Origin of the sequence: Microcoleus sp. D3_18_C2, assembly GCF_036702395.1 — a bacterium.
Taxonomy (GTDB): domain Bacteria; phylum Cyanobacteriota; class Cyanobacteriia; order Cyanobacteriales; family Microcoleaceae; genus Microcoleus.
Map to the genome: position 1 here is coordinate 24604 of NZ_JAUBTG010000057.1, position 15389 is coordinate 39992.

Below are 15389 nucleotides of genomic sequence, written 5' to 3' on the forward strand. Positions count from 1 at the left end.
GTTGACTGTTAACTTATGACAACTGCCTACAGCCTACTGCCTACTGACTACTGACAAATGACTGCTTAAAATCCAAAAGTCCGCTTACCATCCGGCTTAACAGTAAGCCAATTGGTCTTTGCCATTGCCAGTTGTTCGTCAGAAACTGTAGCGTTGGTAAGATTCGCCCCGCACAAATTTGCTCCCCGCAAATTCGCCTTAGTCAAATAAGCCCCCGTCAAGTCAGCACCTCGGAAATCCGCCCCTTCAAAATTGGCAGTGCTGCAATAAGCCTCAGTCAAATTAGCATCTCGCAAATTCGCCTGAATTAACCGGGCGTGACCCAAATTCGCCCCCGACAAATCCGCTGCTTGCAAATTTGCCTTCACCAACCTAGCCTGATAAAAATTACTTCCCGCTAACTGCAATTTTTGCAGTTGCAGGCCAGACAGTTCGCAGTCAGCAAAATCGCGCTTGCCTTTAAAATATGCCGCTCGCAAGCTGTTGGTGTCCCACTTAGGAGCAACTTTCGATACCTTTGACGCTGCTAAATTGTCGCTAGAATGTCCAACCGTTCCGAAAGTTCTGCCGGACTCAGCCAGAGTCCGGGAAACTCTGGGCTGCATCCCCGTGTTCCCAGATTGGCCCAAGGAAGTTCTACCAGCGCGGGTGTGGTTCGATCGTAAATCTTGATTAATTTTACTCCTCGGCGGTGACCACGAAGAACCCTCGTCATTAAATATTGTCGGTTCTTCAACAGTACGAGAAGAGCCGTTGAATTGAGTTGCCAAGCCATCGACAAGACTTGGGTCTTCAAATTCGCCAGAGAGAGCTCTGAGGACATCTGCTGCCGATTGGAAGCGGTGGCCAACCATCGGCTTTAGCATTTTTTCGAGAATCCGCGCAAAATATGCGCTGACCTGAACGTGGGGCTGCCAAACAATTTCGCCGGTTACTCCATCAAAATCTAAATCCTTGGGCGACTTTCCTGTCAACAAGTACAAGCAAGTCATCCCCACCGCGTAGATGTCGCTGGCAAATATCGGCCGCAGCGCCATTTGTTCCGGCGGAGCAAAACTAAATGTGCCGACTGAAAATTTCGTGTTGGCGCTTTGGTCGGCGGGGTCTAATAATATTGTTTGGCTAACTTGGTCTTTTACCGCTCCGAAATCAATCAGAACTAAGTGCCCGTCTTGAACTCGGCGAATAATATTTGCGGGTTTGATGTCTCGGTGAATTACTCCTTGGCTGTGGATATATTGCACTACTGGCAGAATTTCTAATAGAAAATTTTTAACGTCAGATTCGTTGAAACGGCCTGAGTGCTTGACTTCTTGTTTCAAAGTCGAGCCTCTAACATACTCTTGAACTAAGTAAAATTGCTGTTCGGTTTCAAAATAGTCTAGCAGCCTCGGTACTTGCGGGTGGTCGCCCAGTTGGCCGAGGGTTTTTGCCTCTCGCTTGAATAATTCCCGCGCCATTTCTAAAACTCGCGGCGACGAACTACTGGGTCGCAGTTGCTTGACTACACAACTCGGTTGACCGGGCAAAGAGATGTCTTTTGCCAGAAAAGTAGCTCCAAAACCTCCTTGTCCTAACGGTTCAATAACTCGGTAGCGAGCGCGCAGCAATAACCGCGCGCCGCAAGTCTGACACTGAAGAATAGAGTCAGCAGGGTTTTGAGGATGGGGACAGCCCGGATTTACGCAGTAGCTCATATTGATTGAGTTTGCCTATGTTGTTCTGATCTTGTCAGCGCCGCTCGACTGCACAAATAGCCTGTTCCTGCTTCTGGTAGACATACTAATCTATCAGGTTTCGGCAAGCCGTGCCTTCGATTGCGAATTGGAATTGCACCTAAGTCTTTTATGCCGATATCTTTTCCCTATTTTGATTATCTCGCTGCAGTGAGTTTTTTCGGTTGATTATCCTTGAAGATAGTTTAAAGACTTGCTAAAGTTGTGCTTTTTTGTGTAAAGTCTTTCTAAACTTAAGTGCTTTTTGCCTTGTTAGATGTATCTAGCATACCTCATTCTCGGAATGAGAATGCTACTCATCCCCCAGTAGACATCTACCTTTGGGCCGATCGCTCGTTTTTGCTTATGTATACCGCAAAACTATTGACAAATTTAAATTATTATGGTAGTAAAGGCTTTGCCGAATCAATTCTGTGACTGCACAGTCGAAGCCTGCCGGCGCAGACTAATGACTAATAACTACCGATCGCTGACAACTAACTACTGACTAAATTATGCGTATTTCTCTAAACTGGCTGCGGGAATTGGTGGATGTGTCGATATCCCCGGAAGAATTAGCCGAAACCCTGACAATGGCCGGGTTTGAAGTCGAAGATATCGAAGACCGCCGCCCGTGGGCAAGCGGTGTAGTTTTGGGCAAAATCATCGCCTGCGAACAGCATCCGAATGCAGACAAATTGAGAGTTTGTCAAGTGGATGTCGGCTCTGGTGAAGCTTTGAATATTGTTTGCGGCGCACCCAACGCTAGAGCAGACATTTACGTGCCTGTCGCTGTTGTCGGCACTTATTTATCGACTATTGATTTAAAGATTAAACCTGCTAAATTGCGGGGCGTTCCTTCCGAAGGAATGATTTGTTCCCTGGCAGAATTGGGACTATCTAAAGAGTCAGCCGGGATTCACATTTTTGAGTTAGAAAATCCCGAATTGGGCAGCGATATTCGCCCGCTTTTGGGTTTAGATGACGTGATTTTAGACTTGACAGCAACGGCCAACCGGGCTGACGCTTTGAGCATGGTGGGTGTAGCGCGGGAAGTGGCGGCGCTGACTGGGGCGAGTTTGAGAATTCCCGAAGCGAATGGTGTGGCGATTGAGGGCAAAGAAACTCCTGGTTTGGCAGTAGAAATATCCGAACCGCAAGGATGCCCGATTTACATCGGCACGGCAATTGAAGGTGTGAAAATTGCTGCTTCTCCAGCTTGGTTGCAGCAGCGGTTGCAGGCGGCGGGAGTGCGGCCAATTAATAATGTAGTTGACGTAACTAATTACATTTTGCTGGAATGGGGACAACCGCTGCACGCTTTCGATCGCGATCGCCTGCAATCTTTCACTGGTACTCAAGATATCAGCATCGGCGTCCGCTTTGCCAAAACAGGGGAATCCTTCAAAACCTTGGACGGACAAAACCGCAATTTGCAAGCACAAAATCTGTTAATTACGGCTAGCGACAAACCTGTTGCCTTAGCTGGGGTAATGGGTGGCGAAGATACGGAAGTTCACGAAGGAACGCAAAATTTAGTTTTGGAAGCCGCGATTTTTGACCAGGCAACGATTCGCCGTTCTGCGCGCGCTCAAGGCCTGCGGAGCGAGGCTTCGATCCGCTACGAACGGGGGGTGAATCAGGCGGCCTTGACGACGGCCTGCAACCGCGCTGTTGCCCTAATTTTGGAGTTGGCTGGAGGCGCTGCGACGGTGCAGAAAACGGCGATTTCGGGCGAGGATTTGAGTTTTTCGCGATCGCTCGAATTGCGTTTAGACCGAGTAAATCTGGTTTTGGGGCAGTTGAAAAGAGGACAAACGGGCGGTTCTAAATATCTGGAACCGGAAGAGGTAAAAAATATTCTGACAGCCTTGGGATGCGAAGTTGTTCCAACGGAAAAAGAACGGGTGTTTGGGATAACTGTTCCTCCTTACCGTTACCGCGATTTAGAAAGGGAAATTGACTTAATTGAAGAAGTTGCCAGACTCCACGGTTATGACAATTTCTGCGATACTTTGCCCAGCAAAACGGAACCCGGTTATCTGTCACCGGAATACGCGGCAATTCGGAATGTGCGATCGGCTTTTCGGGCGGCCGGTTTGACGGAGTTGATGCACTATTCTTTAGTGAAAACTGAGGGAGACAATCAGGTGGTGCTGGCGAATCCGCTGTTTGTGGAGTATTCGGCTTTGCGGACTGAAATGCTGTCGGGTTTGATTGATGCTTTTCAGTACAATTTGGAACAGGGAAATGGGGCGCTAAACGGTTTTGAAGTCGGCCGCATTTTCTGGAAGGAAGAGGGCGGGCAGGATGCCCAACCCCTACTCCCCACAAAGAAGGAAGCCGATGCAGTTGCGGGGATTATTGGCGGCGATCCGACTGTGTGGAAATGGCAGCAGGGAGGGCGCGATCGACCTTTGACTTGGTTTGAGGCAAAAGGTATTTTGGAAAGCGCATTTCAAGAGTTGGGTTTGTCGGTGGAATATCAAAGCGATTCCTCTAATACACGCTTGCATCCTGGCCGCACGGCTGCGTTATCGTTAAACGGGAAACATTTAGGGGTTTTTGGACAGTTGCACCCGCAATTGCAGCAGGAAAAGGATTTGCCTGAGCAGGTTTACGTGTTTCAATTAGATTTAGCGGTGCTGTTGGGTGAATTAGGGCGATCGCACAACTTAACTCGCAAATTCGCGAATTATTCGAGTTTCCCCGCTTCTGACAGAGACATTGCGTTTTTCGCACCGATTGAAGTTCCGGTTGTTGAGATGCAGAGTGCGATGAAAAAGGCGGCGGGTAGTTTGCTGGATTCAGTGGAATTGTTCGACGAATATCGGGGCGACAACGTACCGGCGGGACAGCGCAGTTTGGCTTTTCGGTTAATTTACCGCGCGGGCGATCGAACTTTGAGCGAAACCGATGTCGAACCGGCCCAACAAAAAGTGCGCGATGTTTTAGTTGAGAAATTCGGCGTTAGTTTGAGAAGCTAATTGTAGGGGCGGTGCTAAAAGTGCCTGCCCTCTCTCGATTTCTTACACGCAAAGACTAAGAAACCGGGTTTCTTCCAAGATGTACCGCCATCAACCAACTATTAACAGAGAAACCCGGTTTCTGTGGCCAAGCGAGTCCTAAATTTGTTGAACAAGTTAATAACTTAACGGCCGCAACATCTCCCGCACAAAAAAAGAACTATCAGGAAACCGCAAAAGAGAAATACTATCACCATCCGCAAGAATCACCCGACTTTGATAACCATCCTGACTCGGTTCTCGAAAAACGTGGAGTTGCCGATTATTCACATCCAAAACCCAATAATCAGTAATTCCCGACTCAGCATAAATTTTCGCTTTAATCCCGCAATCCGTTCTCAGCGTAGTATCCGCAACTTCAATAATCAGATAAATTTCTGAAGGAATTGGATGGTGGTCTTCATAGTAAAGTGGATCTGGTATAACTACAGAAATATCCGGTTCAGGTTGCGAGTAATTATTCATCCGAACCGGGTCTTGCAGCCGCACAAAAATCTGTTCTCCTAAACGGTTATCCAATAATATCTTCGTGCGCGCAATCGCCGCACCGTGAGCTGTTCCCTTTGCTGCCATCTTTACTATCTGTCCTGCTAGTAATTCCACCCGTTCATCTTCGTCAAAAATACCAATTTCCGTCATCCGGTCATATTCATGAACTGTCAGCAGACGAATGTCTAATAAAGTCATAGTAACCTCCTTCTCTCTAACAAACCTCTCTCTTCTTCCCCTCTCTTCCTCAGCGACCTCTGCGCCCTCTGCGGTTAATCAATTTTACCCTATAAAAACTCGTCAAATCCTGCTACTATTATTGTACAATAACTTTTAAACAAATTCATCTAAGGCTAAAAAATATGACCAAATATGTGATGTGGGGAAGTTACTGCGAAGACGTTCTCGAAAAACGCGCTCCGTTTCGAGACGCTCATTTAGCCGGATTGGCTAAGCAGAAGGAATCGGGCGTGTTAAGTACGATCGGGCCTACAAAAGATTTAACAAAAGTTTTTGCAATTTACGAAGCGGAAGATGAGGCGGCCGTGCGACAATTGGTGGAATCCGATCCTTATTGGGTAAATGGGGTTTGGACTGAGTACGACGTGAAAGAATGGATTCAAGCTTTTTGAAGGGGTTAAAAGGGTGAACATCTTAAGATTGGATGACAGCGATTTAGTTCCAGTTGACTATGGCGATTTGCTGGACAAGATTTTAGAAGTTTTGCAGGGAAACAATCCGTTTAATATATCAGATGACCGCCGCCGTCTGCTCATAGATATTGATGCCATTGCTGCTGATGTTGCAAAAATGCAAGTGCTGACACCCTTGGGTTCCTATGAACGTCAAGCAGATGCTGCTACGGTTAATTTTCCGCCAGAAGTTGAGGAGATTTTTGGCGATCGAGTCAGGCAGATTAAAGAGTGTTTGCGGCAGCACTTAGCATCTAAATTGCTCCCACAAAATACTTCAATTGAAAAGTTTGTCGCTAGCTTAATCACTCCTTTAGATTCATCCTCTTTTCAGGGAGACGGCAAAAAGTTAGGTCTCAAATACGATTTTGGTACTCGCCACACTTCTTTAGAAAAAGAAAAGCTAACTTTGGAACGCCGAGCCTCTGGAAGTCCTGGGACTTTAAAACTGCATAAATTGACTATTGCGGTACGAAATACCGATATTTTTCAACAACAGCTAAAGGAGGGTTTAGAAAACTATATTAGGGAAAATGCCGAGAATAGCGACGATAGGCAAGAACTTAACCATCGTCTTGATGAGATGGTTAATAATGAATACTCGGATTTTCATAAATTGATCCGACTGGTAGACAAAGAAACCCTAGGAAAAATTAACAAAGAAGCCAAGATTACTTATTTGGAGTATCTGCTGGAACACATCAGCGCTAGCAGCACAGATACTGTAGGAATCATCTATTTAAAAGATTTGATTCGTCGTCTCAGATTGATAGAAGATTACATCAACGACAGCAGTAAAGCCGATGGCGAGTATGCTGCCAATTATGCTGGTGTTAGAGTTAATTACAGAGAGATTTTTGCGCGATCGGAATTTTTAGATGCGCTGCCAATTATTCCTCTGGTAGAAGGTTACTTGGGAGAAAGCACGGACAATCATCGGAACGAACGTAAATTTATCTTTGGTCTCAAAATCAAATTTAACAACCCAGTTCAATCGCGCGGCGGAAAAGAAGCATTTGAATATTATCTGAATCTACTAAATCCCGATAGTGAGGAACACAAAGCAGAACTTACCGAAGATGCTAATACCGAAACCTTCGTCCGCAAAGTGTTAAAAATAGCATTGCTGTACTATTTTGTGTTTGCTTCTCGGAGCGACCCACTCGCACAAAATTACAACCCTGAATCTGAGCTGAATCATCACCCGATAGCCATATTTGAGCAGAGAGTATTACCAGTCCTACAAGGTTCGGACGACGAGGCGAAAAAAGAGCTGTTTCGCAACTTTATTAAAGGGTTTAATCAGTTTAATATCAAGCACAAAATCACCCATCTTAAAAGAATGCTGAAAGGCTTTCTCGAACGCCAGACAATTTTGCCAAGCCGCACAGAAACGCGACACGTAAACCTCAAAAGAGGTCTGTTAGAAGACATTGACAATATTTTGAATAATGGTAATTTTTTTAATGAAGTTCTGGATCGAAATTACAAGCAGACACTGCATTATATTGTCGTCGAACAGCCTAGTGTTGATGAAACAGCAATCTGTCAGCTACCGATAAATATTACTATCGAAGATGTCCGCTATTTTCCTACTGATGAACGCCAAAATTTCAGCATGGAATACAATATCAAAGGTGTCGATATTTTGCCGATGCTTTCAGCACCTAAAGCCGATCGTTCTAGAAAAATATACAAGCAGCATTTTTTAACAACAAAATTAGTGTTGTTTCCTTATGACGACAAACGACTAGACAGCGGTGATAAAGGTTTACAACCGGCGGCGGCTTTTGTGTATAAATTTACGATGTTGCTGCTGTCTTATATCTGCCTGAGAGTTTTACTCGAAAATACTGCAAAAAACTTATTTATTCCGATGGTTAGGCTCCATGAAGGTGACGACAAAAAACCTTCGCCCTCAGAAAAATTTATGGCTAACCTTTCCAAAACATTATCTCACATTTTGAGTGAAAAACAACGATCAACTTCTCAGGGATTTCGTATTAAAGAAGATCCAAATAGTTACAAACTTCATAACGGTTTGAGTTCAATGTATTCAATTCTGCCGAAAAAGTTTAAATTTAGCAATGTGCAGTTATCTCCAGAGTTGGATAATTTAGCAATCATTGTTGTTTCCAGTCGCGACAGTGATGCGAAAAAAAGTAATAAAAACCGCTTCCAAAGAACAGCTAGTTTAATCGGAGAAGCTATCGGGATTAATCGCCTCGAAGACGATGCAATTCAAGTTCAGGTGCTGAAAACTTTTTCCGAAAATTACAGTGTCAGTCGCCTTTATTCTGAGCCGTTAATCCTTGAAGATGCAATGAGTCAGCTTTATCAGCAAGGATATCGGAATTTCGCATATATTTCGCAAGCACCTTACATGAGTACGCTGCATATTACAAAGACTGAGGAAGACGAGGAATTGTCTTTTATGTCAAAAAAATTGCTCCGAACTTTGAAGGGAGAGCGACGAGATATCAAAATTTATCCGATGTTTTTTGATAAATACTATGTCCGCAGTTTCCTAGGTGATAAGGGAAAACCTTTTTACATTCAGGATGCTATGGAGCTTTCGAGCTTATTTGCAGATACCAGTCAACAAGCTGTAATGTTTTTTAACTTGTTTAACGGACTTAAGGTAAAGGAGGAGAAAAACTTTTATAACGGTGTGATTTCTTACTCGACTTTGTTGCATATATACGACGGTATTCTGGACGATCAAGACCTTCACCAAGGGTTAATTTACGACGGTGCAATTAAAGATACGTTGCTACATTATTTGACAATTTTTCACTTTTACCGCTATGAAGCTCGCAAAAAAGATATGAGTTTTAAACTTGACCCCTACGAGCAGATTATCGGAGATGATTCGGTTGGTGCTTTATCTGTGTTTAGTCATCCGCGCGGGAATGCTGAGTTTAACTCCCTGGCATTTTTGAATAAGGTAAGAGAAGTATTAAATGTCACTAAGGGAAGTACACAATTATGATAAGTGAAGATTTTGGACGGCTGTTTGAAGTAGGATTCAATATCGGGATTCTGGCATATATTCAGCGGGAAAATTTAAGTCACAATTTTGGTGATTCCTACCGTCTAGATTTGCAGAGGCTAAAATTGCCAAAGATGACGGCGGAAATCGTTAGAGAAGCCAATCTGCTGGCTAGTTTAGATGCTGAAATAGTTGAAAAATGGAGTTTGTTCTTTGTCCAAAAAGGTTTTTTGGGTGGGTTGAATTTTTTCCGGGAGTACGTCAACTCTACTGGCTGGAATTTGCAGCGGTTGAAAATTGTGTATTGTCAGTGCAGTTTTAGTGATGCTAACAGTATCAGAACCTATAACAAGGGTGATAAAGAAGCGTTTAAAGAGCTATTGTCTCAGTTGACAACTGCCCAACTTAGTTTATCAGATGATGAGATTAACTCGTACATCCGCCGCTACTCGAAAAAGGGTGAGTTTTTGCAGGCTGATACGCTGATGTTGTTACAGTCTGGAAATGAGTTGAGAATTCTTTGTGTTGATTTGTCTGTGTTTTCTCCGACGCTAGCTCCAAAAACGGAGGATATCAATGAAATAGAGGTGATACGAAAATATTTGATGAGAGAAATTAGCTATTTGCGATCGAAAAGTGTGTTTTCTAATCTGCGGATGGATACCAGCACTTTAGGTGTGGATTTCTCGGAGGATTTAAAACGCTATTTTACAGCTTTTAAGTATAAGGATAAGGAAAGCGCTAAGCTGATTCAGGCGGGTAGCTACGCTCACAGCTTCTATGGATTTCTGCAACAAACAGGTATTCTGGGACAAGATGCTGAGGTTTTGTTTAATGTGGTTGGTTATGGCGATCGCAATATTAGCGCTATTTCCTTACGCCAGGACAAAATCAAGTTGTTAGCAACTTGTGCCCAAATTTACCAGAATGAAGCGAAAGGTAAAGAGATTAGCGATGCTCGCACCGAAGTTTTGGGTGTTATTCAACTCAACGCGGCTCGCAGTTTTAAAGAAGGCAAAAAGTTTGTTAATTCTCTGTTAGGAATTGGGAAAAATGTCACTGAACCTGTACGTCATACAGAACGGATAGACGATTTTGTTAATTCAATAGATATTATATCAGATAAACTGGCAGATGACTTGCAAATTTCTCGCGGATTAGACCTGCGAAATGCTCACGCTGAATTGATTGTGAAAGCGCTTCAGTCTGAGGAAACTTATATCTTTTTGACGGGGAATCCGGGAATTGGGAAAACAACTGCGATCGCCAATTTCCTCAAAACCCATATCGACGACGGTTTCTTATTTCTGTACGTCAGTCCCCGCAAGCAAGTAAACTTGGATATTATCGAAAAATTCAAAGATAAAAATACTGGTTTGCTGTGCAACGATCGATTATTTTGTATCAACACTAACGCCGATATCATCAAAAGTAATTCAGGACACTGTACCGTCAAGTACGCATCGAATAAATATCGCGAAGATTTCACAAAAAAAACTGTTCGCTTCCTCAAGGATGATTCAGGAATTCAGAGGACGGAATATCATCAATCAGAACTTGAAAAAAAGGGAGAAACAGTAATTAAACCCGTTAATCCCAAAGGAAATGGAGTGCTCAAGAGCATTTGCGAAGGTATATACGCGCTGATAAATGAGCGGGTATCTAGTAATATCGTAGCTACCGTTTCTATTCAATCGGTGAAGATGAAAGAAAACCGACAAAATACCCTAGAGCATTTAGATAAAATTTTTCAAGATACTTACAATAAAATCGCCAAAAAAGTTATTTCTGGAAAAATGCAAGAAATATCTAGCCGTATCAAACATATTTTCATTATGATAGATGAAATTACGGGAGATGATGGTGGCGTTGAGTTTTTAGCCGGAATTGCTAAGATTGTCAAAAAACATGAGTTACACAAGCTGGAACATGGTGTTAATACTAAAATTATTGTCGCAGATGCTTCGATTGTGGACTGCGATGTCATCAAACAACACCTTGATAACACGTCACCGGAACCGGACAAAATCTATTTTAAAAAGTTAGCGAAAGATTCGGAAGAAATTCAACCTTTACAAGTCATTCCTTTTAAATTTAACAATCTAGCTGCAAAGGTGATTAATGCGAATTCCTACCCTGCGCGCAGTTTAAAAATAACTTACAAGGTATTTATAGAAAGTGTTAAGTATCAGGAAGATGCGCCTTTAAAACAGAATAGTAATTTAGTAAAGCGGGTACAGTCGGAAATAATTGAGGATATCACTCAGCGATTAGCAATCCCAGGTGTAGAACAAATTATAGTATACATTCAGAACAAGCAAAGATTAACTGAATTAATTAATAAAATTAGAGATAGTCGCGAAAAGTTTGAGCCTTTTACCGATTATCTGGAAATTCACGCGAATATCTCGGAAGAGGAGAAAGAAAAAATACAGGAATACAAAAATACAGCTAAAGTAATCTTTATGACTGCATCGGGAAGTCGTGGACTTTCTTTCCCGAAAACTAAGCATATTTTAGTTGATATTGCTCACTTCCAGATTGAGAAAAATCTGATGGAAGTCATACAGGTGATTTATCGGGGACGCGGAGAATATGACAACGGTAAAACCCTTGATGGTGAAGACAAAGAATTAGTTTTTTACCTATCTGATACCGCAGTTTATTACGCTGATGATGCGGAACTTTCCCTGCAAGAAAGCAAATTGAGTTTGTTGAATTTATTGCTAATTCTGAAGACGGCGGTGATGACGCGAATTTCGGGATACGGTTATTTAGGTAGGGAAAAGTTTTTGATGATTCCCATCGGCGGTAAGTCGGTTTCCGCAGTAGGGGATACATTTAGCAGCAAAATGGCGGCTCTAATTAAGACATTAAAGAGCGAGAGCCAGCGAGGAAATATGTTGTTTAAGGAGGTTTATACGAGTCTGGAACAGCTTTTGAGTCGCGGGGATTATGTTTTGAAAAATTCTGATAAGTCTCGTCAAAAGGGCGATTTTTATCTGGAAATGCGGGACGATTTTAATCGTAAGTTTTTGGAAAAGTGCAATCCTCTTGATGGTTTGTTGAGCTATGATAATTTAGAAATCGGTCATGTTTGCGGTAGTTTGTTGCTCGTACCTCTAGCTAAGCAAAATTTGGTAGAAACGTACCAGATTCGGCTTCATCGAGAAATTAAGGAATGTCTAGAGAAGAAGTTGCTGGACAAAATGTATCGAATTAGGGATAGCGATTCGTCCCCGGAGAATGTACGATCGGCCATTAGAGGAGGTGCGATCGAGCTTTTGCAATTTCTCAACAGCGAAGTCGAGAAAACTCAGTATTTTGAAGAGCAGAGTCAGCAGTTCGATCGCTATTATGCCATACCGCTGTTTGCTTTTGTCAGCGGGGAGGAAATGCAGGAGTATTTTGCTGACAGCCAACTGGAAGAACCGGAAGACAGGCGGTTTCGGGATATTTTGTCGGCTTATGTGCGATCGATCTACCCTGTAGATAGTGTAATGCCGATCGGACACAAGTATCGAGATTTCCCATTTATCGTGTTTAGAAGCTACAGTTTAGAGCAAAGTCGAGAAAAGATTTTTACAGATAAATATCTTTTAAGTTCCAACGAATTGAACGTGCTCAATTTAATTTTGTCGAAGCAGGTAAACTGAAAATTGTAGGTGCGTCAGACTATTTTAGATTTTAGATTTTAGATTTTAGATTGGGAATCAAGGATGACCGAAAGCATCAGGATACAAGCCCCCGGATTCATCCGTCCAGAAATAGAAAACCTGTATCCGATAAACACGCCCCCCAATTTATCCGTGGGGTCAAGGCTTCAATCTAAAATCTAAAATCTAAAATCTAAAATCGATTGACGCACCCTACTTGCTACTTGCTAACTTCAAACGGCGTGTATTTCCCCCCCAAAGCTTCGACGATGGCGCGAGTATTAGCCGACATCATTTTCACATAAGAATCACCCTCGCTTCCGGGGGTTCCAATCGAATCGGAATAAAGTTGCTGCGCCGCCAATTTCACCCCCGCTTCCTCCGCCACTGTTCTAATCAGTTGCGGGTTAATTGTAGTTTCGGCAAAAATAGCAGGAACTCCCGCAGCTTTCACCGATTCTACTAACTTTTGCACCGTTTGAGCGCTCGGCTGTTCCTCGGTACTAATCCCGATCAAACTGTTAGCCTCTCCCAATCCGTAGGCGCGGCTGTAATATTGAAAAGCATCGTGACTTGTGACTAATTTGCGCTGATTTTCGGGAATAGTTTTAATCTGTTGTTCTATCCAACTATCCAAGCGTTTTAACTCTTCAGTAAGTTTCACAGCATTCTGCGTAAACTTCTCCCGATCTTCCGGCGACAGTTCGATTAGCGCATCCCGAATCGCTTCCACCATTTGAACGGCATTTTCCACATTTCCCCAAACGTGCGGATCGGGTACGGTATTACCTTCTTTATTCAGTAGCAAAGGCTTGACAACTTCCCCCACTGCTAATTTCCTCGCCTTAATTCCGGCGGCATTCATCATCCTAATTAATCCCGGTTCCAAATTGTAACCGTTATACAAAATTAAGTTAGCTTGTTCTAAAGCTTGAGAATCTTTTGGCACCGGTTCGTAAACGTGAGGATCGGTTCCCGGCTGCAAAATTCCTGTTAACTGAATTTCGTCGCCCGCTACTCGATCGGTCAAATCCTCAATAATTGTGCTGGTAGCAACTACCTTGGGTTTAGCATCTGCCTGTGGAGAGAGGCGATCGCCCTGGGTTTGAGCGCAACTAAATAAACCCACAGTCAAAATGCCGCAAGCAATAGTTCTAATCCAAAATGCCTTGGACTTGTCCCATCCAGGGGCGGCGGTTTCAATCCCCGACTCACGGCTAAACTCCCCTTTATCGGATTGCTTCACAATCGCCGTCGGTTTTAACTCACATCTTGCACCATTCTCAATAACTTGTTTAGGAACAGGCAAGATGCCTGTTCCACAGGAAAACTCATTCTTTGTGGAACGGGCATCTTGCCTGTTCTGGGCGGGCAGGATGCCCACCCCACAAGAAAACTCACTCTTTGTGGAACGGGCATCTTGCCCGTTCTTGACGGGCAGGATGCCCACCCCACCAGAAAACTCACTCTTTGTGGAACGGGCATCTTGCCCGTTCTTGAGAAGGGTGGAAGATATCAGTTTTAACCGACTTGAGATTTTCGCCGCCAAACCTATGGTTTGAGGGGTTTCGAGCTTGCACTGTCCCATTATCTACCTCTCGTGCGTTCCAGATTATTCCTATTTACCGATGATTTCATATTCTTTTCATTTTTACAGTAAACTTAATAAAAAGGAGATAGACTCACCGCCATGAATACCGCCGCCTTGCCCAACGAGAATCCTTGGTCTAAAATGGTTTGCCACCTCAAAGACAGCGCTACGGACACTGAAATTATCGCTGTTAAGCACTTAGCAGTAAACTACCGCACGGTAGAGGCACTCAGAGATATCAATCTTTCCGTCAAACCGGGAAGGCTGACGGGTATTATTGGCCCCAACGGTGCCGGCAAAAGCACCCTAATCAAAGCAATGTTGGGCTTAATTCCCGCCGATCGCGGCACTGTTACCTGGGGCGAAGAAGCGATCGCCGATCGACTCGAAACAGTAGCCTACGTGCCCCAGCGATCGCAAATTGACTGGAACTATCCCGCCACCGTTTGGGATGTCGTCATGATGGGAAGAGTCAGAAAAGCCGGATGGTTTCGCCGCTTCTCGGCAGCTAGCCGCCGCACCGCTGCCGATGCCTTAGAAAGAGTAGGCATGAGTGCTTACAAAGACAGACCGATCGGGCAACTTTCCGGTGGACAGCAACAGCGAGTATTTCTAGCGAGAGCATTAGCCCAAGAAGCCGCTATTTTCTGCTTTGATGAGCCGTTTGTCGGCGTTGACCAAAAAACTCAAAATATTATTTTTGACATCTTCCACGAGCTAGCAAATGCCGGAAAAATAGTCTTAGTAGTCAACCACGACTTAGGCGAATCAATCACCAATTTTGACGATTTAATTTTGCTCAATACAGAATTGATTGCCGCTGGTTCCCGCCAAGAAGTCCTAACAAAAGAAAACCTTTACCGCGCCTACGGCGGACAAGTAATGTTCTTTGCCGGACAAGCAGCTTAATTAGCCAGCCCTCAATCGATTTTAGATTTTAGATTTTAGATTTTAGATTGACCCCGCGGATAAATGCGGGGGCTTGAGGATTTTCGATTTTCGATTTGGGATTCCACGGATAAATCACGTGGCGGGTACCACCTTTGAAATTATTGGTCATTAATCTAGGATTTACACTCTTGAACCAGGTTTTTTTGATAATCTTGAATTGGGCAACGATAAATCTCGGATCAAACTCACATCTTGCATCATTCTCAAGAACAGGCTTTTCGGCCTGTTCCACAAGAAAATTCACTCTTTGTGGAACAGGCCGAAAAGCCTGTTCCTA

At 43.7% G+C, this 15389-nt stretch carries 9 protein-coding genes; 5 read left to right on the forward strand and 4 right to left on the reverse strand.

What is annotated here, in order from left to right:
- Window positions 1-65 precede the first annotated feature (65 nt).
- The gene (locus QUA88_RS24475) at window positions 66-1697 is read right to left on the reverse strand and encodes a serine/threonine-protein kinase (RefSeq protein WP_333053896.1); all 1632 of its coding nucleotides are present in this window, start codon (window positions 1695-1697) and stop codon (window positions 66-68) included.
- 533 nt (window positions 1698-2230) lie between these two features.
- On the opposite strand from QUA88_RS24475, the gene pheT reads away from it, so the two are divergent.
- On the forward strand, window positions 2231-4702 hold the full coding sequence (gene pheT, locus QUA88_RS24480; RefSeq protein ID WP_333274286.1) for a phenylalanine--tRNA ligase subunit beta: 2472 nt from the start codon (window positions 2231-2233) through the stop codon (window positions 4700-4702).
- A 156-nt stretch (window positions 4703-4858) separates the two neighbouring features.
- Here the strand turns inward: pheT and QUA88_RS24485 are convergent, their stop codons facing one another.
- A complete protein-coding gene (locus QUA88_RS24485; protein ID WP_333053900.1) occupies window positions 4859-5428 on the reverse strand; it encodes a Uma2 family endonuclease in 570 nt (189 codons plus the stop codon).
- A gap of 164 nt (window positions 5429-5592) precedes the next feature.
- On the opposite strand from QUA88_RS24485, the gene QUA88_RS24490 reads away from it, so the two are divergent.
- The 3 genes from QUA88_RS24490 to QUA88_RS24500 are packed head-to-tail and all read left to right on the forward strand — an operon-like array spanning window position 5593 to window position 12570.
- Window positions 5593-5862, forward strand: coding sequence for a YciI family protein (locus tag QUA88_RS24490; RefSeq protein ID WP_333053901.1), 270 nt, complete (start codon window positions 5593-5595; stop codon window positions 5860-5862).
- Window positions 5863-5875: 13 nt separating this feature from the next.
- Window positions 5876-8914: a hypothetical protein gene (locus QUA88_RS24495; protein ID WP_333274290.1), complete on the forward strand. Its 3039-nt coding sequence runs from the start codon at window positions 5876-5878 to the stop codon at window positions 8912-8914.
- On the forward strand, window positions 8911-12570 hold the full coding sequence (locus QUA88_RS24500; RefSeq protein ID WP_333274293.1) for a helicase-related protein: 3660 nt from the start codon (window positions 8911-8913) through the stop codon (window positions 12568-12570). Before QUA88_RS24495 ends, QUA88_RS24500 begins: the two co-directional genes overlap by 4 nt.
- Before the next feature lie 220 nt (window positions 12571-12790).
- On the opposite strand, the gene QUA88_RS24505 is transcribed toward QUA88_RS24500, so the two are convergent.
- Window positions 12791-14158, reverse strand: a complete 1368-nt coding sequence (locus QUA88_RS24505; RefSeq protein ID WP_445300603.1) for a metal ABC transporter substrate-binding protein — start codon at window positions 14156-14158, stop codon at window positions 12791-12793.
- Between the two features lie 102 nt (window positions 14159-14260).
- On the opposite strand from QUA88_RS24505, the gene QUA88_RS24510 reads away from it, so the two are divergent.
- Window positions 14261-15070: a metal ABC transporter ATP-binding protein gene (locus QUA88_RS24510; protein WP_333210889.1), complete on the forward strand. Its 810-nt coding sequence runs from the start codon at window positions 14261-14263 to the stop codon at window positions 15068-15070.
- Between the two features lie 28 nt (window positions 15071-15098).
- Here the strand turns inward: QUA88_RS24510 and QUA88_RS24515 are convergent, their stop codons facing one another.
- Window positions 15099-15344 (reverse strand): hypothetical protein, encoded by a 246-nt coding sequence (locus QUA88_RS24515; protein ID WP_333210891.1) that lies wholly within the window; start codon window positions 15342-15344, stop codon window positions 15099-15101.
- Window positions 15345-15389 lie beyond the last annotated feature (45 nt).